This window comes from Actibacterium lipolyticum (assembly GCF_900184935.1).
GTDB classification, from domain to species: domain Bacteria; phylum Pseudomonadota; class Alphaproteobacteria; order Rhodobacterales; family Rhodobacteraceae; genus Actibacterium_A; species Actibacterium_A lipolyticum.
Map to the genome: position 1 here is coordinate 1491900 of NZ_FXYE01000002.1, position 21491 is coordinate 1513390.

The window sequence follows — 21491 nt, forward strand, 5'->3', positions numbered from 1 at the left end:
CGGCGGCGCTGGCGACATATTGTTTGCCCAGACTGCCGAACCGTAAAAGGGAGAGAGTTATGAAACTCAAACTAGGAATTGTTGCCGCGGGCCTGTTGGCCGCTGCACCGGTTTTTGCTGACAGCCACGGCGCCACAGGTGACGCCGCAGCCGGTGAAAAAGCATTCCGTCAATGCGTGGCGTGCCACGTCGTTGTGAACGAAGCGGGCGACACGCTTGCCGGTAAAAAGGCCAAGACCGGCCCGAACCTGTATGGCATCGCTGGCCGTGCTGCTGGTGCGCAAGAAGGGTTCAAATACTCTAAGTCCATGGTTGCCGCTGGCGAAGCTGGCCTTGTTTGGACCGAAGAGAGCTTTGTTGCCTTCGTGAAAGACCCCGGCGGGTACATGAAAGAGGCAAGCGGCGATTCCAAGGCGCGTTCCAACATGTCCTTCAAGGTGCGCAAAGAAGGCGATGCGGAAAACCTGTACGCTTATCTTGCCAGCCTTTCGGCAGAATAATCCCCGCGAAACTTAGTAAAAGGCCGTCGGATAATCCCGGCGGCCTTTTGCGTGGGCTTGCCCCAAGCCGCCCCTGCGGATATTCCCGCCCCAAGAAGGAGCCCAGCGTATGAGCATCAACACATTCGGCCACCTGTTCCGCGTCACGACATGGGGCGAAAGCCACGGGCCCGCCCTTGGCGCCACGGTTGATGGCTGCCCCCCCGGCGTACCGGTGGACGAGGCGATGCTGCAGCACTGGCTGGACAAGCGTAAACCGGGCCAGAACAAGTTCACCACCCAACGCCGCGAACCCGATCAGGTAAAGATCCTGTCTGGTGTGTTCGAAGGGCAGACAACTGGCACGCCGATCCAGTTGATGATCGAAAACACCGATCAGCGTTCAAAAGATTACGGCGATATCGTTGAAAAATTCCGCCCCGGTCATGCCGATATCACCTATTGGCAGAAATACGGGATTCGTGACTATCGCGGCGGCGGGCGGTCCTCTGCCCGTGAAACTGCGGCGCGTGTTGCGGCCGGTGGGATTGCCCGCGCGGCGCTGAACGCGCTTGTGCCCGGCATCGCGATCACCGGCTATATGACTCAGGTCGGGCCACATAAAATTGACCGTGCGCGGGTGGATATGGACCAGATCGAACAGAACCCGTTCTGGACGCCTGATGCCACGGCTGCTGATGAATGGGCCGCCTATCTGGATGAGCTTCGCAAATCCGGCAATTCCGTTGGTGCCGTGATCGAGGTGATCGCCCAAGGCGTTCCCGCAGGGATCGGCGCACCGGTTTACGGCAAGTTAGACACTGATTTGGCCGCCGCGATGATGTCTATCAACGCTGTGAAAGGCGTTGAGATTGGCGATGGCATGGCCTCGGCTGAACTGACCGGCGTTGAGAATGCGGACGAGATTTCGATGGGGCCGAACGGGCCTGAATATTCGTCCAACCACGCGGGCGGTATTTTGGGCGGTATTTCCACGGGGCAGGATGTTGTCGTGCGTTTTGCGGTTAAGCCGACCTCTTCGATCCTGACCACGCGCAAGACGATCACCAAATCCGGCGAAGAGACAGAGATTGTGACCAAGGGCCGTCATGACCCCTGTGTCGGTATTCGCGCGGTTCCCGTGGGCGAAGCGATGATGGCCTGTGTGGTGCTTGACCACGTGCTGCTGCATCGTGGCCAAGTTGGTGAAAACCGCGGTAAAATCGGCTGATCAGGCGGTCGCCGCACCAAGGGCGACATCCATCAGCGCCTTAATCTCGTCCTTGCCGGTGCCCGCAACGATGCGGCCCAGTTCTGCGTCGCCCTTCAGCACCACAAGCGTAGAGCGGCGCGGGATGTTCAGGCCAGTGGTTAGCGCATCTTTGCTGTAGGCATCCCAATCGACGTTGATAAAGCTGATCGCCTGCTCATACGCGGGGTTTTCAGCCTTAAGCGCATTGATAACACGTTCCTGCGCGGCGCATGTGCTGCACCAGCTTGCCTTGAAATCAAGGAAGACGGTTTTGCCGGCGGCCAGCTCTTTTTCGACTAGGCCGGGGGTGTAATCCATCGCAGCGGCCCACACGCCCAACGGGGCGACGGTGGAAACAGCGGCGGTGAGAAGGAAAAAGTCACGGCGATTCATCGGAAACTCCTTAAATTGCAACGGAAAGATCGATTAGCCAGGGCGGCAGGTTCTGCACGGCCCAAAACTCTAACATGTGGTGAACGCGGAACAGGATGCCTGCGCCAACAGCGACGAAAACGATGCCCATAACCGGCTTGGCCCGCGCAGCGATGCCGCGCATCCACGCCTGACGCTTTTGGATCACGGATCGCGCGCCATAACCCAGCGCAAGAATGACCGACGACACGCCAAGCGCGAAGGCCACCATGATACCGCCCGCGCGGAACAGGCTTTCGCCCTGACTGGCCAGTGAAATGGCGCCGCCCAGCGTGGGGCCGATACAGGGGCTCCAGACTGCGCCAAGAAGCATACCGCCAAGGAACTGCCCGTTCAGGCCGGACCGGTCCAGCCCATCCATTCCGGTGTCTGCGCGGGCGGAAAACCCGGCCGTTGCCGTGGCAAAGCCTTCGGAAAAGCGCGGAACCAGCAGGACCAGCCCAAAGCCGATCATCAGAACGGCCCCCGCGTCAGCGATGGTTTCTTCGGTGATGCCAAGGCTGCGACCCAGAACGGTGACGCCCATGCCCAGAACGACGAATGACAGGCTCATCCCTGCGGCGACGGCCATCGGGCCATAACGGCTGGCCTGCAACGCGGTGGCCAGTACGATCGGCAAGATCGGCAATACGCAGGGGTTGATCAACGTCAGAAGGCCCGCGCCATATCCAAGCAAAAATTCCATGGCTGGGAAGGTGCGCTAAGATTGCGCCCCTGTCACCCAACATTGCCCTAACGCGGTTTCACATGCGCGTCAGGGTTTGGAAACATTTTCCTGCTGCTTGGACAGTTGGACCGCCAAAATGCCAAGCGCGATGACCAAAACGCCGATGATATCGCTTAGGCCCAAGGCTTCGTCCAGAAGGACGGCGGCGATGGCCACCCCAAGGAACGGGTTCAGAAAGTGGAACGTCGCCGCCCGCACCGCGCCGATGCGCCCAACAAGCATGAACCAAGTGAAGGTCGCCAAAAGGCCGGGCACAATCGTGGTATAGGCAAACGCCCACAGCAACCGAGGGGTCCAATTGACCTGCCACGTTTCAAGGAACAGGGCGGCGACAGCCAAAACCGCGCTGCCAACCAGCATTTGCAAACCAACGATCATCAAAACGTTGCCGCCCGACGCCGCACCGCGAACGGACAAGGTCGCCACCGCCAGCGCAAGCGCGCCAACAAGGCACAGAACCAGGCCATATAGGTCAACGCCGCCGCTGATCCGGCTGGCCATAATAACGGCAACACCCACGAACCCGGCGATCAGCCCCACAATGCCAAGCGTTGGCAACCTTTCGCCGTAAACCGCCCAACCAATGGCCCCGACAAGCAGGGGCATCGACGATGCGACGATGGCGGCCAAGGAGGCCTCGATCGTTTGCATCGCGACAAAGTTCAGGCCCAGATACAGCGCGTTCTGGCAAAGGCCAAAGACGAAAGTTGCGCGCCATTGCGCCCGCGTCAGACGCCAGGTTTGACCAAGCGCAAACGCAATCGCGATGCCAATAACGCCAGAAATCAGAAACCGTATTGCAAGGGCTGTTAATGGCGGCGCGTCAGCGACAATCATCCGGGCAGAGGTAAAGGCCGAGGACCACATCAAGGCAAATGCCAAGCCCATAGCGATGGCGCGAAAATCCATGATGTCTCCTGAAAAACGAATAGGGCCGCCAAAAGGCGACCCTAGTGTATTTCACAACATGGGCAAGGCCCCGTTGGATTAGCCGTTTACGCTGTCTTTCAGCGCTTTGGCGATGGTCATTTTCACGACCTTGTCGGCTTCTTTTTTGATCTGCTCGCCGGTGGCAGGGTTGCGCACCATACGCTCTGGGCGCTCGCGGCAATAGATTTTGCCAACGCCTGGCAGTGTTACTGCGCCGCCGTCTGCAACTTCTTTGGTGATCACACCAGTGATCGCGTCCAGCGCAGCCGATGCGGCTTTTTTGTCCGCACCCATTTCATCTGCGAGAGCGGCAACCAGCTGCGTCTTCGTCATCGGTTTTGCCATGTATGGTCTCCTCGTTCATGCCCTCTCATATCGGGGCGATTTCAGTAATTTAACGGAATATTGGGGTCAGACACAACGATTTGTGTAAGCAAACATGCATATTTCCTGCATTTTGTGCCTGTTTACGCAGAGTCAAAGGAATGCTGTTTCCTCAAAACTGCGCAATTTGCGTGAATGGATGCGTTCCAGCGGCATTTCACGCAGTTTTTCCATCGCGCGGATTCCGATCAAAAGATGCCGCGTGACCTGCGTTTTGTAAAAGTCAGACGCCATGCCGGGCAGCTTTAGTTCGCCATGCAACGGCTTGTCGGAAACGCACAAAAGCGTGCCGTAAGGAACGCGGAAACGATAGCCGTTCGCGGCAATTGTCGCGCTTTCCATATCCAGAGCGATGGCGCGGGACTGTGAAAGCCGCTGAACCGGGCCGGACTGATCGCGCAGTTCCCAGTTGCGGTTATCGATGGTCGCGACGGTGCCGGTACGCATGATCCGCTTCAGGTCGTACCCTTCCAGTTCTGTCACCTGCTCAACCGCGTCTTCAAGGGCGATCTGAATCTCGGCCAGGGCCGGGATTGGCACCCAAACGGGAAGGTCATCGTCAAGCACGTGATCTTCGCGCAGATAGGCGTGGGCCAGCACGAAATCACCAAGGCTTTGACTGTTGCGAAGGCCAGCGCAGTGGCCAACCATCAGCCACGCGTGGGGGCGCAAAACAGCGATGTGATCGGTTGCGGTTTTGGCGTTCGACGGGCCGACGCCGATGTTCACCAAAGTGATCCCGGCATTATCGTCACGCTTTAGGTGATAGGTCGGCATCTGCGGCAGCTTCGCCGGCGCGGGAAGCGGCGCGTCGGGGTCGGTGATCTCTATGTTACCGGGGCCAACAAGGCTGGTGTAGCCGCTGTTGGGATCACGCAGCGCGTTGCGGGCGTAAAGTTCGAACTCTTCGACATAGAACTGATAGTTGGTGAACAGAACGTGGTTCTGAAAGTGTTCAGCCCGGGTCGCGGTGTAGTGCGACAGGCGCGCAAGGGAATAATCCACACGCTGTGCGGTAAACGGCGCAAGCGGCGCAGAGCCGTCGGTGTATTTGAACCCATAGCCGTTAACGATGTCGTCATTCGTGGTCGAAAGATCCGGCACATCGAACACGTCGCGCAACGGGAAATCCAGCACCCCGTCCTGCGGAACGGTGATCGTGTCGTCCCCGGCCACGGCGAAATGCACGGGCATGGGCGTGTGCGACAGGCCGATGGTCACGGGGACGCCGTGGTTTTCAATCAGCAGCCCGATTTGTTGTTCCAGATAGTTTTCGAACAGGTCGGGGCGCGTAACGGTCGTGGTATAGGTGCCGGGGTCGGACACATGGCCAAAGCTTAGGCGGCTATCCACCTTAGCGAAGCTGGTCGTGACCAGCCGGATTTCAGGATAATACGCACGGTACCGCGCCCGGCGGGGTTGGCCGGCCAGCGTTTCCTGAAACCTTGCACGCAAGAAATCCGTCGCCTCGTCGAACAGCTGTCTTAGGCGTGCCACCGCTGCGGTTGGGTCCATAAAGCTTTGCAGCTCTACCGGGGTGGGCGTTTCGATCGGCAGGTTTTGGTCGGATACTGTCATGCGCGGACACCCTGAACAGGAAAAATATGCCTAAATATTAGAAGACGGCGGCACCGTTCCTTCCCAAATGTCACGACTTGGCCAAAGGGATCAAGCCCGCCCTTGCATACAATTGGCTAAGGCCAGATGATCCGCGCATGAACAACACTCTTCTATCCCTTGGGCATGGGTATTCTGCTCAGGCGCTGGCGCGGCTCTTGCCGGACGATTGGCGCATCATCGCAACCACACGAAACGCCGAAAAAGCCGCCCAGCTGAACAAGCAAGGGATAGAGGCGCTGATTTGGCCCGGTAGTGACCTGACCGAGGCCTTGGCGAAGGCATCCCATGTTTTGATGTCGATCGCGCCGAATGACGAAGGCGACCCTATCATTGCCGAACTTGGCCCAGAACTGGCCAAAGCCGACCATCTGAAATGGGTCGGTTACCTGTCGACCACCGGCGTTTACGGCGATCATGGCGGCGATTGGGTAGACGAAGAAACGCCCCTGTCCCCATCCACAAAGCGTGGCCTTGCGCGGGTCAAGGCCGAGGCCGCGTGGGAAAAGCTGGGCCTGCCGCTTCATATTTTCCGTTTGGCGGGCATTTATGGCCCCGGTCGTGGACCGTTTGCCAAGGTGCGCGCCGGAAAGGCACGCCGCATCATCAAAGAGGGGCAGGTGTTTTCACGAACCCATGTGGAAGACATCGCGCAGATCGTGGCGGCCTCTATCGCCAAGCCAAACCCCGGCGCTGCCTATAATGTGTGCGATGACGACCCGGCCCCGCCCCAAGACGTGATCGAACACGCCGCACAGCTTTTGGGCCTGCCCGTTCCCCCCGCCATCCCGTTCGAACAGGCCGAGATGACCCCAATGGCGCGCAGCTTTTATGCCGAGTCAAAGAAGGTCAGGAATGATCGCATCAAGGATGAACTGGGGGTCACGCTGAAATACCCCACATACCGGCACGGGCTTGCTGCGCTTCTTTCCGCCGAGGGGCTGGACCCAAGCTGACCGATACCCCATCTTTATGCGGAAACGGCAACGAACGGACAGCAAATGGCCGAAGGGGCAGAACCGAGCACAATTAACGAGGTGTTGGATTCGCTTTGCCACGCCCGCAACGGAGACCGGGTGACGGTGCGCGATATCGTCGAAAAGATGGGCGAACGGTCGTTCGCGCCGCTTTTGCTGGTTCCGGCGATGATATTGGTGTCGCCCGTTTCATCGATCTTGGGAATGCCGACGTTTGGCGCGTTGGTGATTGGCCTGATCTTGGTTCAGGCGATCATGGGGCGCAAACACCTTTGGATCCCTGAATTTCTGGCACGCCGTTCTTTACCGGCCAAACGTGTTGAAAGCGCGGTGAACTGGCTGCGCAAACCCGCAACTTGGGTGGACCGCCATGTTCACCGTCGTTTGACGTATCTGACGGTTCGCCCGCTTAGCTATATCGCGCTGCTGACCTGCCTTGCCCTAACGCTGACCATGCCGTTGCTAGAGGTGTTGCCCATGCTGGCCACCGTAAGTGCCACGGCGATTACGTTGTTTGCCATTGGCCTGTTGACCCATGACGGCATGTTCATAATCGCCGGTTACGCCTTTATCGGGCTGGGCATATCGCTTGGATCGCTGTTTATTTAAGCTTGCGATCAGGCAACTGGGCAACGCCCAGAACTTCCAGAACCTTGGCTTCGATATCGTCGGCATTCATCCCGGCAACGGCATACATATCGGCCGGGCTGGCCTGATCGATAAAGATATCGGGAAGCACCATCGAACGGAACTTTAGCCCGTTATCAAACACGCCCTCATCCGCCAGCAATTGCGCAACATGAGAGCCGAACCCACCAACAGCGCCCTCTTCGATCGTGATCAGCGCGTCGTGGTCGGCGGCCAGTTTCAGGATCATGTCACGGTCCAGCGGCTTGGCGAAACGCGCATCGGCGATTGTGGGGGTGATGCCCTTGGCCGCTAGGTTTTCGCAGGCTTGCTGAACCTCTTGCAGGCGCGTGCCGAAGGAAAGGATGGCAACCCCTGCCCCGTCCTGAATCATCCGGCCCTTGCCGATTTCCAGCGGTTCGCCCTTTTCGGGCATTTCGACACCCACGCCTTCGCCGCGTGGGAAACGGAACGCGATGGGCCCTTCGTCATGGGCAACGGCGGTGGCGACCATGTGCTTCAGCTCTGCCTCGTCCGCGGCGGCCATAACGACGAAACCGGGAAGGTTCGCCAGATAGGCAATGTCAAAACTGCCCGCGTGGGTCGCGCCATCGGCACCCACCAGCCCAGCGCGGTCAATCGCGAAGCGCACGGGAAGGCGTTGGATCGCCACATCATGCACAACCTGATCGTACCCACGTTGAAGGAAGGTGGAATACATCGCGCAGAACGGCTTCATCCCGCCCGCGGCCAAACCCGCGCAGAAGGTCACGCCGTGCTGTTCGGCGATACCAACGTCAAAGCACCGGCTGGGATAACGTTCGGCGAACAGGTTCAGGCCGGTGCCATCGGGCATTGCGGCCGTGACGGCGACGATCTTGTCATCGCCAGCTGCCTCTTGCAGCAGGGCGTCGGCGAAGACCTTGGTATAGCTGGGCGCGTTGGACGGCGCCTTTGTCTGCTTACCGGTCACAACGTCGAACTTGGCCGTCGCGTGGCCCTTATCGATGGCCTGTTCGGCGGGGCGGTACCCTTTGCCCTTTTTGGTGATCGCGTGAATCAGGATCGGCCCGGTCGCGCGGTCCTTGACGGTACGCAGAACGGCCAAAAGCTGATCCATGTCGTGCCCGTCGATGGGGCCTAGATAGGAAAAGCCCAGCTCTTCGAACAAAGTGCCGCCGACGGTCATGTGTTTCAGCATGTCCTTGGCCCGGCGCGCGCCTTCTTGGAACGGCGGAGGCAGCAGGCTGACCGCGCCCTTGGCGGCGGCTTTCAGTTCCTGAAATGGCGCACCGGCGTAAAGGCGCGACAGATAGGATGACATCGCGCCAACCGGCGGGGCGATCGACATTTCGTTATCGTTCAGGATAACGATCATCCGCTTTTTCAGATGACCCGCGTTATTCAACGCCTCGAACGCCATGCCCGCGCTCATCGAGCCATCGCCGATCACGGCAATCGCATCACCGATCCCATGCTCGGGCGCGCCGCCCAGATCGCGCGCCACGGCAAAGCCCAGCGCGGCAGAGATAGAGGTAGAGCTGTGCGCGGCCCCGAATGGGTCATACGGGCTTTCGCTGCGTTTGGTGAAACCGCTAAGCCCATCCTTTTGACGCAGGGTGCGGATACGGTCACGCCGCCCGGTCAGGATTTTGTGAGGATAGCATTGGTGCGACACGTCCCAGATCAACCGGTCCTTCGGGGTATCGAACACCGCATGCAGCGCCACGGTCAGTTCAACAACACCCAGACCCGCGCCCAGATGCCCGCCCGTTTCAGACACAGCCGAAATCGTTTCCGCGCGCAGTTCATCGGCAACCTGCGAAAGTTCGCGGTCGTTGAATTGCTTCAAATCAGCAGGGGTATGCACACGGTCCAACAGGGGTGTGTTTGGGGTATCGCTCATCGCGGGCCCTCCTCAGGGCGGCTTAGTTCTCGCGGGAGATAACGAACCGCGCGGCTTCCCGCAAGTTTTCGGCAGCATCTCCATAGGGGGAAAGTGCGGCCTCGGCCTCCAAAACCAACGTTTTTGCGCGCTGTTTGGCACCATCCAGCCCAAGGAGAGAGACGAAAGTCGCCTTTCCGGCGTCCGCATCTTTTTGCAACCGCTTGCCCGCCTTCGCGGCGTCGCCTTCGACATCCAGAATGTCATCGGCAATCTGAAACGCCAAACCAAGGGCCGTTGCATAGGTGCGAAGCGGGGTTGGGTCGGCTTGGCCCAGCACTGCGCCGGCCTCGGCCGACCAACAGATCAGCGCGCCGGTTTTGTTGGCCTGAAGGGCGGTGATTTCTTCCAAGGTCAGCGGGCGGCCTGCGGTTTCGGCGGCGATATCCTGCGCCTGCCCCAAAACCATGCCATGCGCGCCAGACGCACGCGCAAGCGAGGCCACCAAAGCCACGCGCACGTCTGCGTTATTGTGGGTCTGTTCCGCCGCCAAAAGCTCAAACGCGAGGGTTTGCAACGCATCACCGACCAGAACGCCGGTCGCCTCGTCCCATTTCACGTGAACGGTGGGAAGGCCGCGGCGCAGATCGTCATCGTCCATGCAAGGCAGGTCATCATGCACCAGCGAATAGGCATGAAGCGCCTCAACCGCCGCCGCCGCTTGCATCGCCTGTTGCGGATCAACGCCGTGCAACGCCGCGCTTTCCATCACCAGAAACGCGCGCAGCCGCTTGCCCCCCTGAACGGCATAGCGCATCGCATCCGTCACCGGATGTGCGGGGTAGCCGTCAAGAACATGGGTCAAGTGCGCCGCAACTTGCGCGGCGGTTTCCTCAAGCCGGGTCTGAAACATTCAAAGGCCTTCGACGGGCGTGGTGCCGGTGGGGTTGCCATCCGTATCAAGCGTGATCGCGGCGACCTTTTCTTCGGCCTCTTTCAGCTTTTCTTCGCAGCGCTTTTTCAGCGCGGCACCGCGTTCGTACAGCTTGATCGAATCTTCCAACGGCACGTCGCCGCGTTCAAGTTGGTTCACCACACGCTCCAGTTCGGCCATTGCCTCTTCGAAGCTCATCTCGCCCACTGGTTTATCGGTCATGCTCCACGCTCCATCAGCACTGTAAGATGCGCCGCCACACTTGCGGCGAGCGCATCCAGATCATATCCGCCTTCAAGTGTCGAGACCACCTTGCCCCCTGCATGCGCATCCGCGATGTCGCACAAGCGGTGCGTGGCCCATGCAAAGTCATCCTCGTGCCATTGCAGTTGCGCCAACGGATCAGCGAAATGCGCATCGAATCCGGCCGAAATCAGAACCAGTTCCGGCTTGAACGCATCCAGCGCGGGCAGAACCTGCCCCTCCATTTCCTCGCGGAACCTGCGACCGCCGGACATGGGCGGCAACGGAACGTTCAGCACATTGCCATGCGCCCCGGTTTCATGCGCCGCGCCCGTGCCGGGATACAGCGGCATCTGATGGGTAGAGGCGAAAAGAATCCGCTCCTCCTCCCACAGCAAATCTTGGGTGCCGTTACCGTGGTGTACGTCAAAATCCATGATCGCCACGCGCGACAGCCCGTGATGATCCAACGCGTATTTGGCAGCAATAGAGACGTTTCCGAACAGGCAGAACCCCATCGCCGTCTGCGTTTCGGCATGGTGACCGGGCGGGCGCACAGCTGCGAATGCATTCGCAACCTCGCCGCCAAGAACCATATCAACGGCCTTAAGGTTCGCCCCCACCCCACGTAGCGCAGCGTTAAGCGAACCGGGTGAAAGATGGGTGTCGGCGTCCAACGCGGTTGAGCCACTGGCCGGAAGCGCGGATTTGACCTTTTCCAGATAGGCCTGCGGGTGACAGCGCAATACCTGAGCCTCTTCGGCCAACGGCGCTTCGACCCGCTGCAGCACGTCAAATTCGGGCGCTTTCAGGCGTGTTAGAACCGCTTCCAGCCGCGCAACGCGTTCGGGATGGCCCGCCGGGGTGACGTGGTTAAGGCAATCAGGGTGGGTCAGAATGGCTGTCGTCATATGAAAGCCCTTTCAGATGGAAATGAACCTGCGAACGGTTAATCCGGCGCCAGCATATACCCCGCGCCCCGAACGGTTTGCAGATATCTGGGCTGTTTCGGGTCAGTCTCTATCTTGCGGCGCAGGCGGGTGATTTGAACATCAACGGCACGTTCCTGCGCCTGTCCTTTGTCACGCCCCAAATCTTCGACCAGCTTGGTACGGGTCACAGCCTCACCAGGGGTGGCCGAAAAGATGCGCATCAGCTGACTTTCCGTGGCCGTCAGGCGCACCAAATCTTCGCCGCGCCACATTTCACCGCGGTCAATGTCGTAACGCACAGGGCCAAGGTGCAGTACCTTTGGCCCAACATTTTCCGGCTTTAGCTGTGGCACCCGGCGCAGAATGGCGTTGATACGCAACAGCAGCTCTTTCGGCTCAAACGGTTTGGCAAGGTAGTCATCGGCCCCCGCTTCTAGCCCTTGAATCCGATCACTGGTTTCGCCTCGCGCGGTCAGCAAAAGAATTGGCGTCGAGATCTCTTCGCGCAGACTTTTGGTAAGTGAGATCCCGTCTTCGCCCGGCATCATCACGTCCAGCACCAACAGGTCGAACGCCAGCCCGCCCAACAAACGGCGCGCATGGGCCGCGTCGCGCGCAGCACTGACAAGAAAGCCGTGCCGCACCAAGAATTTCTGCAACAAGCCGCGAATACGTTCATCGTCATCGACGATCAACAGGTGGGCTTCGGCGTCTGCATTCATTGCCCACTATCCTTCAGCGTTTGGAAATGGCGGCGCATTTCTGGGTCCATCATGGCCTCTAGCACTTGGCGGAACCCAACGACAGCGTCCGGGCCAACGGACCGAAACGCCGCGCGCATTCTTTCGCGCTGCGCATCCGAAAGCTCACGTTCCAGCGCATCGCCGGTTTCGGTTAGAAACAGGTGGCGTTCCCGCTTGTCGCGTTTACCCACACGGCTTTCGACCAACCCATCGTCAATTAGGGTCCGAAGGACCCGGTTTAGTGACTGTTTGGTGACCCCAAGGATCGACAGCAGATTGTTCACCGTCGTCCCAGGAGAGCGGTGAATGAAGTGAATGGCGCGGTGATGCGCGCGGCCATATCCGTGCTGTTCTAGGATTCGATCAGGGTCTGCGGTGAAGCCGCGATAGGCGAAAAACATCGCCTCGATCCCTTTTCGCAATTGCTCGTCCGTCAGGAACAACAGGCCTTCGCTGCCCGGTGTGCCCTGATGCCCACCTTCTGCCATCGCGTGTCCCTCCGGGTTTTTCACAACGTTTTCTGGATTTTATGTCAGCCTTGCTGACGATCCAAGGAATATTCACGCTGCCCGCTTTTTTAGCGCCTTGGCCAATTATATGTCAGTCTTGTTGACTTTATCGGAATCAATTGATAGCGATCCTACAATTCAGCGCAACATTATGTCCGAAACGGACTTAAGCAGCGCAATTTTTGCAAAACTGGGCGATTGCCCGCGCATTAAGAAAGGATCGAACAATGGCTGGTTACGATGATCGTGACGGACATATCTGGGTGGACGGTAAGCTTGTGCCGTGGCGGGACGCCAATGTTCACATCCTGACGCATGCGCTTCACTACGCTTCTTCGGTGTTCGAAGGCGAACGGGCCTATAACGGCAAAATCTTCAAAAGCCGCGAACATTCAGAGCGGCTGAAACGCTCTGCCAACATGATCGACTTCGAAATTCCGTATTCGATTGATCAGATCGAAGCCGCGAAAGAAGAGGTTCTGAAAACCTCGGGCCTGTCGGACGCTTATGTGCGCGCAATCGCATGGCGCGGTGCTGGCGAAGATATGGGTGTCGCATCGGCGCGCAACCCGGTTCGCATGGCGATCGCGGCGTGGGAATGGGGAGCCTATTACGGCGACGCCAAGATGAAGGGCGCGAAGCTGGACATTTCCAAATGGAAACGCCCGTCGCCCGAAACCATTCCATCGCACGCCAAGGCCGCCGGTCTTTACATGATCTGCACCATGTCCAAGCACGCGGCCGAGGCGAAGGGCTGTTCCGACGCGATGATGTTTGACTATCGCGGCTATGTGGCCGAAGCGACCGGCGCGAACATCTTCTTCGTCAAAGACGGCGAAGTGCACACGCCTGACCCCGATTGCTTCTTGAACGGCATCACCCGCCAGACGGTTATCGGCATGCTGAAAGACCGCGGCATCAAGGTGCACGAACGCCACATCATGCCCGAAGAGCTGGAAGGGTTCGAACAGTGCTGGCTAACCGGCACCGCCGCCGAAGTGACCCCCGTGGGCCAGATTGGTGACTATAACTTCGAAGTGGGCGCCCTGACACGCGACATCGCCGAAGCATATGAAAAGCTGGTTCGGGAATAAGTTTCAGCCACGCAGATCAAGATTAAGAAGAGCACGCCTTGGGCGTGCTCTTTTCGTTAAGAACCGCGTTAGCCGAGATAACGAACCGCGAACTGAGCAAGGCCGTTCAGCCCAGCGCCCACCGTTGAACGGATTTGCGGGTGGAACAGTGACATCAGCGCAACCACCTGCCCCAGCACGATCAAATTCAACACTGTCCGGAACGGCTGTTTCCGGGTTTTGTGGCGAAGAACTTTTTGCGCCAGCTTGGCCGACGGGCTTCCACCAACGAATGACCAGATCAGCAACGTGGATTCGCGTATGCGCCAGCCACCGTTAGCCGCCCGATGCTTATCCCATGCGAAAAGGAGATAGGTAATCAGGTTCACACAAAACAAGTACGGTAGAACGATAACAAGCCATGCAAACGGCTCCAACGTTTCGGGCACGACGACACTCCACTGACACACTGAACATGTTGCAGCAGCTAAACCATTTATGCGCGTCGTTGCCCAGACACAGTCAGTCCGTTGCGGTAATCTTCAACCCGACTGCGGCGTACCAATCGGCCATCGCGCGGATTTCAACGTCGGTCAGGTCGGCGGCGATGTCTGACATCACCTCATGCACGCGTTTGCCGTTTCGGAACGCCTTTAGCTGTGTGTCGATATAGATGTTGGTTTCCCCGGCCAGATTTGGCGCATCTTCGGCGACGGCGATACCGTCAGCCCCATGGCATCCCACGCACAGTTCGGGCGCGTCGTCGGGGTTGGCCGTGATGGTCGCCACGGCGGTGTGGCTTGCATACCATGCCGACACATCTGCGATCTGTTGATCGGACAGGCCGCTGGCCACGACGGTCATCATTTCGTGCACGCGCGCGCCGGTTTTGAACGCGTGAAGCTGCGCGGAAAGATAGGCCGCCGGTTCACCTCCGATATGGGGTGCGATGGGGATTTTGGCGTAGCCGTCCAGCCCGTGACACGTGCGGCACATCCCAGCGACCTTGCGCCCGGCATCCACGTCCTGCGCAAGGGCACCCCCGGCAAGCATCAGCCCGCCGAGAGCAAGAACAACGCAACGCATCAGTTGCCTTCGTACCAGATGCGATAAAGCGCACCGGCAAGGTCATCCGACACAAGGATCGACCCATCGCGCAGAGACACGACATCGACAGGGCGGCCCAGGTATTCGCCGTTTTCGTCGATCCAGCCTTCGGCAAACGGCTCTGTCGTGGCGTTTCCTTCGCCGTCAATGAAGGTCACCATGACCCGCGCGCCAACCGGCGTTGTGCGGTTCCATGACCCGTGCTGAGCCGAAAAGATGGCGTTCTTATACTTCGCCGGGAACATGTTCCCGGAATAGAACGACATGCCAAGGTCAGCCGCATGTGCCACGGTTTCAACGGCAGGCATCACAACATCGACCGGCACGTCTTCGCCCTTATATTCGTTGGTGCGTACCGAACCGCCGCCAAACCACGGATGGCCGAAATGCTGGCCCATTTCCGTTTGGCGGTTGATTTCACCCGGCGGAATATCGTCGCCCATGCCATCGACCTGATTGTCGGTCCACCACAGCTCTCCGGTTTCGGGGTGGAAGTCGTGGCCGACAGAGTTGCGCACGCCATAGGTATAAACCTCGCGCCCGCTGCCGTCGGTGTTCATGCGGATGATCCCACCGATGCCGACCTGATTGTAAAGGTCCAGCTTTTCCGCCGGGGCCACGTTGAACGGCTGCCCAAGCGAGATATAGATCTTGCCGTCCGGCCCGATTTTGCAGACCCGCGCGGTGTGGTTAAAGCTTTCCTCTTCCACCGGAATTAGGTCGCCCTTGGCCACAAGGTTAAACGCCGCCACGTCCGGGCTTTCGTAAAAGAATTCGGCCGCTGGGAACAAAAGCACGCGGTTCTGTTCGGCGATGTAAAGGAACCCGTCCTTGGAAAAGCACGGCCCGTTCGGGATAGAGAATTGCAGCGAGGGCGCGAAATCCTTCACCTCGTCCGCGACGCGGTCTTTGTTACGGTCAGTGACCGACCAGACCTTATCTTTCCGCGTGCCAACAAAGGTTACGATGCCTTGGGGCCCCACGGCCATGTGCCGCGCGTCGGGCACGATTGCGTAAAGCCCGATTTTAAAACCAGGCGGCAAAGTGATTCCCGCCAGCGTTTTTTCAATCCCGGCGGCGTAATCGCCCCCTTGTTCAACGAACGTGAACTCGGTCACGCCGGTCGATTGGAAATTCGAAAGTTTCTCAAGATTATCGGGGACTTCGGCTGACTGCGCGAATACTGGACCCGTAAACGCAGCCAAAACCGCGGCGCACAAAAACGTACTTTTCATTGGTTCCTCCCTAGCGATTATTTTGAGCCGCACTGAATTTACGGCACGCGAAAGCCTTTGCTTTCCGTAGGGGAAGCTAACCCATCAGGCGGTGGACTCAAAATTAAATCAGAAATTGGTCAGATAACTTTACCTGTTTGGCGCAAAGCTATTTGCCACCCGGCGCCATGCCCTTGCGCTGCTTTGACCGTTCAAGGCCAAGCTGCCGTTCGCGCCAGATAATCATGACTCCGGCGGCAATCACCAGACCCGCACCCGACAGCATGATTGGGGTCGGCACCTCGTCAAACACGAAATACCCGATAAGCAGCGCCAACAGCATCGAAGCATAGTCAAACGGTGCCACAACCGACGCATCCGCGTAGCGATAGCTTGACGTCAGGAAGATCTGCGCCACCCCGCCCAGCAAGCCCGCCAAGATCAAATAGGCCGCTTCGCGCGGGGCCGGCACGACCCATCCAAACGGGATTGTGGCCAGCGACAGGATCGTGCCCGTGACCGAAAACCAAAAGACGATCGCGGCCGTCCGTTCCGTGTGCACCAGTTTGCGCACAAACACCTGCGCCAGCGCGGCACAGGTTGCACCGCCCAACACGACGACCGCGCCCAAGGTTTGGCTGGCATCCATATCATTGTTGGAAAAGGCTGTCAGACGCGGCGAAAGTACGATCAAGACCCCGACAAGCCCCATGCCCACCGCCGCCAAACGAAACACGCGCACCTCTTCGCCAAGGAACATCGCGGCAAAGATTACCACCAACAGCGGGGCGGCGTATCCGATGGCCGTAACCTCGGGCAGGGGCAGCAGGCCCAGCCCGGCAAACATAAGCCCCATCGCCATCGACCCGACCAGCCCGCGCCAGAAATGACCCAGCGGGTTAGAGGTGCGCAGCCCGACCGACAATTCTTGCCGCGCGGCCAGCCACGCGATGATCACCGGCAGCGCAAACAGAGAGCGGAAGAACACCGATTCACCCGGCGGCACATGTTCAGACACCGACTTAATCAGCGAAGACATCACGACAAAAAGTGTGACAGAGGCAAGCTTGAAGGCAATGGCGCGCGCGGGTTGCATGAGTCTGTCCTACGCCTGTCTTTGCGCGATGGGAATGGGTTTAAAGGATCGTCCGTTCGACAAACCACCAGAACCCAATCAGCCCAATGATCACAGACGCCGGAATAGCGATAACCGCGCGATACCAGTCTTTCTTTGCGAACCAGATACCCACCAACAAGAACGCGGCTAAAATAACGGCCAGTTGCCCCAGCTCTACCCCGATATTGAAGGCCACAAGGTCTGCAATCAGGCGGCTGGGGTTCATCCCGATTTCACCCAACACGCTGGCGAAGCCCAAGCCGTGCAGCAGGCCAAAGGCAAAGATGACCACGATCCGGCGCATGTTCATCTGCCCGCCCAAGACGTTCTCAACGGCGATATAAACGATGGACGCGGCAATCAGCGGTTCAACGATTTCGGGTGAAATAGTGACGATTTTCAGCGTCGCCAGCGCCAGTGTTACCGTGTGCGCAACGGTAAACGCTGTCACCTGCCAAAGCAGCGGCCGCAGGTGAAGCGAGAAGAAGAAAAGCCCCAGCACGAACAGGATATGATCCAGCCCTTTGGGCACAATATGTTCGAAGCCAAGCACGACATAGCGCCCGAATTCCTGAAGCGCGCCCAGTTCGGCAACGCCTTCGCGCGGCAGTGGGTCGCTCATCTGGCCGCCTTCAAGATAGCCGGTGTAAAGGGCGTCACCTTCACCAACTTGGCGCAGAACAAGCGGGCCGTAGGTTGCGTTCCACCCAATCATGACGGGCGCGTCGCCATCGGGAAGCTGCGCGGTAAGGGTAAGAACGCTGTCGCGCGCGATGTCTGTGTCGCCGACCTCGGGGATTTGAACATCGCCTAGTGACGGTTCGATTTCGGCGCCGTCGACCTCTATCCGGATGCCATCTTTGATCGCTGGCCAAATGTCGTTGAATGCCGTTTCCAGATCCGCAGGGGGAAGCGCGCGCAGCTGATCGTAATATCCTGAAAGCGGGGAATTGTCGGTATCGTCCAGCCCGGCCAGATCGATCCCGGCCACCAGCCCCTCTAGGGCCAGCCGAAGGTCCAGGCGCACGGCGTCTTGGGTGACCTCTACATCACCGATGGCTGGCCGCACCTCATGCGCGGTGGCGGATGCCGCAAACAACCCCGTGAGAATCGCCAGCAGAACACCGTGCAGGGTTGACTTGACCCCGCGCCGCAGCAGGTAGTTGATTATGACAAACCCGGTTGGAAACATGCGCATTCCCTTATCAATAACTTTCATCGCAACAATGCTAATTAGCGCGGCTTCAGCGCAAGCCCATGAATTCTGGATCTCGCCCGAGTCCTATCAGATTGCGCCGGATGACCCTATCCGCGCTGACATCCGGGTGGGGCAAAACCTGAAAGGGTCCGCCTATGCCTATATCCCCAAGCGGTTTGAACGGTTTGATCTGATCGTCGGAGACAGCGTCATTCCTGTTGAGGGGCGCATGGGCGACAGGCCCGCAATGGTCACTATTCCACCTGAAAGCGGGATGGCGATTGTCGTTCACGAAACGACCGATACCATCCTGACCTATACCGATTGGGACAAGTTCCTGACCTTCGTGACCGACAAACACTTCCCCGATGCGCTGGAACAACACGCCGCGCGCGGCTTGCCCGAAACGGGTTTTCGCGAAAGTTATCGCCGGTTTGCCAAAAGCCTGATCGCAGTGGGCGATGGTGCGGGCACAGACCGCCCCGTGGGCCTAGAGACCGAGATTGTCGCCCTTTCCAACCCCTATACCGACGACATGACCAACGGCTTGCCCGTTCAGGTTCTGTATAACGGCTCTCCGCGCCAGAATGCGCAGGTCGAGGTGTTTGACAAAGCGCCCGACGGCAAGGTCACAGTGACCCAGATTTTCACCGACCCCTTGGGTCATGCGACCATCCCCGTTGCCCGTGGCCATGAGTACCTGCTAGATGCTGTGATATTACGAAGCACCGGAAACGACGATTTTGAAGCCGGTCCAGTTTGGCACTCTCTTTGGGCCGCCCTGACATTTCAGGTTCCCGGCGAATAGAACGGATTAATATGACCTACCTCCCGCTAGCCATCGCGCTGACAGTTACTGCCACATCCGCCACGGCGCATACTGGCCCAGACGCCTTGGGTGGGTTCAGTCAGGCATTCATGCATCCGCTTGGATCATGGGCCCATATTGCCGTGATGTTCGCGGTCGGCCTGTGGGCCGGATATCTGGGGCGCCGCACGGCCTTTGTTTTGCCGTTGGTCTTCGCGTTGGCGATGGCGGGTGGCATCGGATTGGCCATGCAGGGCATCGCCTTGCCGGCAGTCGAACTGTGGCTGGCGCTTTCTGGCATATCCATGGGTTTGCTGGTTGCGCTGGCGGTTAGCCCGCCCTTGGCCATTTCCGGGATCATCATCGCAGCACTGGCGGTGTTTCACGGCCACGCTCACGGCGGAGGCCTGACCGAGATGGCCGAACCTTACCCATTCGCCGCGGGGCTGATCGCCGGGGCAGTTGCGCTTCAGGCATGTGGCGCGTTCCTTGGCCTGTTCGCAAAGTTCAAAATTGGTGAGTTTGTGGTTCGCGCGACCGGCCTTGGCATCGCAGCCTTTGGTGTGACCGTGCTGAACGCGTTCATGAACTGACGCGGTCCAACCGCCCAACGGCCCATCGCGCCGCATCGGCAACGGTTTCATCAGGGTCTTCGGCCAACTGCTGCGCGACAGGGCGCAGGGTTTCATCGTTCGAATTACCAATGGCGTACAAGACATTGCGCACGAACCTGTTGCGGCCAATCCGTTTGATCGGTGAACCTGAAAACAACGCGCGAAACGCCGAGTCGTCCAATACCGCCAAATCGGCCAAGCGCGGCGCGATAAGGTCGGGCCGCGCGGCATATTTCACCTCTTGGGCGGTGGCGGCGAATTTGTTCCATGGGCACGCGGCAAGGCAATCATCACAGCCATAGATGCGGTTGCCCAGCATCGGGCGCAGCTCTTCTGCGACGGGGCCGTGGTGTTCGATCGTCAGGTAGGAAATGCAGCGCCGCGCATCCAGCTGAAACGGGGCCGGAAACGCCTTGGTCGGGCAGATATCCAAACACGCGGTGCAAGACCCGCAATGTTCGTATTCCGCTGTGTTAGGCTCTAATTCGATGGTCGTGAAGATGGCCCCAAGGAAGAACCAACTGCCCAAATCGCGGGACAACAGGTTGGTGTGCTTTCCCTGCCATCCCAGCCCAGCCGCCTGTGCCAACGGCTTTTCCATAACGGGGGCCGTATCGACGAAAACCTTGATCTGTTCGCCCGGCACCTGCTCTAGCAACCACCGGCCAACGCGCTTTAGCCGCTTTTTGACAACGTCGTGGTAATCGCGGTTCTGGGCGTAAACTGAAATCGCGGCATGGTCGCGCTGTTCCAGCACGGCAAGCGGGTCATGGGCGGGCGTATAAGGTTCGGCCAGCATGATGACCGAGCGCGCCTCGGGCCAAAGGGCGGCGGGGTTCCCGCGCCAATGCTTTCGCTCTTCCATCCAAGCCATCTGACCGTGGCGACCGTCGGCCAGAAATGCGTCCAGCCGCGCGGCAATCTCGGGCACGGCGTCGGGGCGGCAAATGCCGACCTTCGCAAAACCGGCCTCTAGGGCATAGGTAGTAAGGTTTTGTTTGAGCGCGCCGCTCAAAAATCAAGGTCCGCATAGTGGGCGGGCGGCGGAAAGCCGGGCACCTGATCGGCCAGCAGCCCGCGAAACGCCGGGCGCGATTTGATCTTGGCGTACCAGTCTTTGACGTTGGCGTTCCGGTTCCAGTCTACGTCGCTGATGTAATCAAGGCACGACAGATGCGCGGCGGCGGTGAAATCGGCCAGCGTCATGACATCACCCGCCAACCAGCGGCGTTGATCCAGCAACCAACCCATATAATCGAGGTGATATTTGATCTTCTGCGCGCCAAATTTGACGTTCTTACTGTCCGGGTATCCCTGCCCCATGACCTTTTTGTTCACCCGCTCAAACAACAGCTTTGAGGTGACTTCGGCATGGAATTTATCATCAAACCAAAAGATCAGCCGCCGGGTTTCGTACCGTTCCGCCGCTGTGCCGGGCATTAGCGCGGGCGTTGGGTGGGTTTCTTCGACGTATTCGCAGATTGCCTGACTTTCCGACATTGAACGCCCATCCATCCGCAAAACCGGGACTTTCCCGGCCGGATTGCGGCGCATGAAATCGGGGTCTTGTTCCCAATACCGTTCCTCTACCAGCTCGACCTCGATCTTCTTTTCGGCCAGCACAAGGCGCACCTTGCGGGAGTAGGGGGACAGCGGGACGTGGAAAAGACGGTTCATGGCCTGTTGCTC

25 protein-coding genes are annotated in these 21491 nt (G+C 58.9%); 7 read left to right on the forward strand and 18 right to left on the reverse strand.

The window, feature by feature from the left end; genetic code table 11:
* The first annotated feature begins 59 nt into the window (after window positions 1–59).
* Both COL8621_RS15890 and aroC read left to right on the forward strand, forming a co-directional pair.
* Window positions 60–500 (forward strand): c-type cytochrome, encoded by a 441-nt coding sequence (locus COL8621_RS15890; RefSeq protein WP_093968256.1) that lies wholly within the window; start codon window positions 60–62, stop codon window positions 498–500.
* 109 nt (window positions 501–609) lie between these two features.
* The gene (gene aroC, locus COL8621_RS15895; RefSeq protein WP_093968257.1) at window positions 610–1710 is read left to right on the forward strand and encodes a chorismate synthase; all 1101 of its coding nucleotides are present in this window, start codon (window positions 610–612) and stop codon (window positions 1708–1710) included.
* Here the strand turns inward: aroC and COL8621_RS15900 are convergent, their stop codons facing one another.
* From COL8621_RS15900 to COL8621_RS15920, 5 genes are all read right to left on the reverse strand, one after another.
* A complete protein-coding gene (locus COL8621_RS15900; protein WP_093968258.1) occupies window positions 1711–2124 on the reverse strand; it encodes a thioredoxin family protein in 414 nt (137 codons plus the stop codon). It abuts the gene before it with no gap.
* A gap of 10 nt (window positions 2125–2134) precedes the next feature.
* Window positions 2135–2848, reverse strand: coding sequence for a cytochrome c biogenesis CcdA family protein (locus COL8621_RS15905; RefSeq protein ID WP_093968259.1), 714 nt, complete (start codon window positions 2846–2848; stop codon window positions 2135–2137).
* Between the two features lie 69 nt (window positions 2849–2917).
* Window positions 2918–3799 (reverse strand): DMT family transporter, encoded by an 882-nt coding sequence (locus COL8621_RS15910; RefSeq protein ID WP_093968260.1) that lies wholly within the window; start codon window positions 3797–3799, stop codon window positions 2918–2920.
* Between the two features lie 78 nt (window positions 3800–3877).
* Entirely contained in the window at window positions 3878–4165 is a 288-nt protein-coding gene (locus COL8621_RS15915) for an HU family DNA-binding protein (RefSeq protein ID WP_093968261.1), read from the reverse strand.
* 132 nt (window positions 4166–4297) lie between these two features.
* Window positions 4298–5782 (reverse strand): AMP nucleosidase, encoded by a 1485-nt coding sequence (locus COL8621_RS15920; protein WP_093968262.1) that lies wholly within the window; start codon window positions 5780–5782, stop codon window positions 4298–4300.
* A 137-nt stretch (window positions 5783–5919) separates the two neighbouring features.
* Between COL8621_RS15920 and COL8621_RS15925 the strand changes: the two genes are divergently transcribed.
* Both COL8621_RS15925 and COL8621_RS15930 read left to right on the forward strand, forming a co-directional pair.
* Window positions 5920–6777, forward strand: coding sequence for an SDR family oxidoreductase (locus COL8621_RS15925; RefSeq protein WP_093968263.1), 858 nt, complete (start codon window positions 5920–5922; stop codon window positions 6775–6777).
* Window positions 6778–6822: 45 nt separating this feature from the next.
* A complete protein-coding gene (locus tag COL8621_RS15930; protein WP_093968264.1) occupies window positions 6823–7407 on the forward strand; it encodes an exopolysaccharide biosynthesis protein in 585 nt (194 codons plus the stop codon).
* Here the strand turns inward: COL8621_RS15930 and dxs are convergent.
* The 6 genes from dxs to COL8621_RS15960 are packed head-to-tail and all read right to left on the reverse strand — an operon-like array spanning window position 7400 to window position 12650.
* Window positions 7400–9331 carry a 1-deoxy-D-xylulose-5-phosphate synthase gene (gene dxs, locus COL8621_RS15935; RefSeq protein ID WP_093968265.1) on the reverse strand — a complete coding sequence of 644 codons (1932 nt, stop codon included), beginning with the start codon at window positions 9329–9331 and terminating at the stop codon, window positions 7400–7402. The two genes, COL8621_RS15930 and dxs, sit on opposite strands and share 8 nt — an antisense overlap.
* 22 nt (window positions 9332–9353) lie before the next feature.
* A complete protein-coding gene (locus COL8621_RS15940) occupies window positions 9354–10223 on the reverse strand; it encodes a polyprenyl synthetase family protein (RefSeq protein WP_093968266.1) in 870 nt (289 codons plus the stop codon).
* Window positions 10224–10466 (reverse strand): exodeoxyribonuclease VII small subunit, encoded by a 243-nt coding sequence (locus COL8621_RS15945; protein ID WP_093968267.1) that lies wholly within the window; start codon window positions 10464–10466, stop codon window positions 10224–10226.
* On the reverse strand, window positions 10463–11398 hold the full coding sequence (locus COL8621_RS15950; RefSeq protein WP_093968268.1) for a histone deacetylase family protein: 936 nt from the start codon (window positions 11396–11398) through the stop codon (window positions 10463–10465). Before COL8621_RS15950 ends, COL8621_RS15945 begins: the two co-directional genes overlap by 4 nt.
* 38 nt (window positions 11399–11436) lie before the next feature.
* Window positions 11437–12141, reverse strand: coding sequence for a response regulator (locus COL8621_RS15955; RefSeq protein WP_093968269.1), 705 nt, complete (start codon window positions 12139–12141; stop codon window positions 11437–11439).
* The gene (locus COL8621_RS15960) at window positions 12138–12650 is read right to left on the reverse strand and encodes a MarR family winged helix-turn-helix transcriptional regulator (protein ID WP_093968270.1); all 513 of its coding nucleotides are present in this window, start codon (window positions 12648–12650) and stop codon (window positions 12138–12140) included. Before COL8621_RS15960 ends, COL8621_RS15955 begins: the two co-directional genes overlap by 4 nt.
* Window positions 12651–12898: 248 nt before the next feature.
* Between COL8621_RS15960 and COL8621_RS15965 the strand changes: the two genes are divergently transcribed.
* On the forward strand, window positions 12899–13765 hold the full coding sequence (locus COL8621_RS15965; protein ID WP_093968271.1) for a branched-chain amino acid aminotransferase: 867 nt from the start codon (window positions 12899–12901) through the stop codon (window positions 13763–13765).
* A 68-nt stretch (window positions 13766–13833) separates the two neighbouring features.
* Here the strand turns inward: COL8621_RS15965 and COL8621_RS15970 are convergent, their stop codons facing one another.
* From COL8621_RS15970 to COL8621_RS15990, 5 genes are all read right to left on the reverse strand, one after another.
* Window positions 13834–14193 carry a DUF1294 domain-containing protein gene (locus COL8621_RS15970; protein ID WP_207652090.1) on the reverse strand — a complete coding sequence of 120 codons (360 nt, stop codon included), beginning with the start codon at window positions 14191–14193 and terminating at the stop codon, window positions 13834–13836.
* 73 nt (window positions 14194–14266) lie between these two features.
* Window positions 14267–14830 (reverse strand): c-type cytochrome, encoded by a 564-nt coding sequence (locus COL8621_RS15975; RefSeq protein WP_093968272.1) that lies wholly within the window; start codon window positions 14828–14830, stop codon window positions 14267–14269.
* A complete protein-coding gene (locus COL8621_RS15980; RefSeq protein WP_093968273.1) occupies window positions 14830–16086 on the reverse strand; it encodes a PQQ-dependent sugar dehydrogenase in 1257 nt (418 codons plus the stop codon). The genes COL8621_RS15975 and COL8621_RS15980 overlap by 1 nt, the downstream gene beginning before the upstream one ends.
* Window positions 16087–16234: 148 nt before the next feature.
* Complete coding sequence (locus COL8621_RS15985) at window positions 16235–17161, reverse strand: DMT family transporter (RefSeq protein WP_093968274.1); 927 nt, start codon at window positions 17159–17161, stop codon at window positions 16235–16237.
* 40 nt (window positions 17162–17201) lie between these two features.
* Window positions 17202–18401: a HupE/UreJ family protein gene (locus tag COL8621_RS15990; protein WP_235823910.1), complete on the reverse strand. Its 1200-nt coding sequence runs from the start codon at window positions 18399–18401 to the stop codon at window positions 17202–17204.
* A 7-nt stretch (window positions 18402–18408) separates the two neighbouring features.
* On the opposite strand from COL8621_RS15990, the gene COL8621_RS15995 reads away from it, so the two are divergent.
* Both COL8621_RS15995 and COL8621_RS16000 read left to right on the forward strand, forming a co-directional pair.
* On the forward strand, window positions 18409–19188 hold the full coding sequence (locus COL8621_RS15995; protein WP_235823911.1) for a DUF4198 domain-containing protein: 780 nt from the start codon (window positions 18409–18411) through the stop codon (window positions 19186–19188).
* Between the two features lie 11 nt (window positions 19189–19199).
* Complete coding sequence (locus COL8621_RS16000) at window positions 19200–19781, forward strand: HupE/UreJ family protein (protein WP_093968276.1); 582 nt, start codon at window positions 19200–19202, stop codon at window positions 19779–19781.
* Here the strand turns inward: COL8621_RS16000 and queG are convergent.
* Together queG and fzlA are read right to left on the reverse strand one after the other, a co-directional pair.
* Complete coding sequence (gene queG, locus COL8621_RS16005) at window positions 19771–20817, reverse strand: tRNA epoxyqueuosine(34) reductase QueG (RefSeq protein WP_093968277.1); 1047 nt, start codon at window positions 20815–20817, stop codon at window positions 19771–19773. The two genes, COL8621_RS16000 and queG, sit on opposite strands and share 11 nt — an antisense overlap.
* Window positions 20814–21479, reverse strand: a complete 666-nt coding sequence (gene fzlA, locus COL8621_RS16010) for an FtsZ-binding protein FzlA (protein ID WP_093968278.1) — start codon at window positions 21477–21479, stop codon at window positions 20814–20816. The genes queG and fzlA overlap by 4 nt, the downstream gene beginning before the upstream one ends.
* Window positions 21480–21491: the final 12 nt, after the last annotated feature.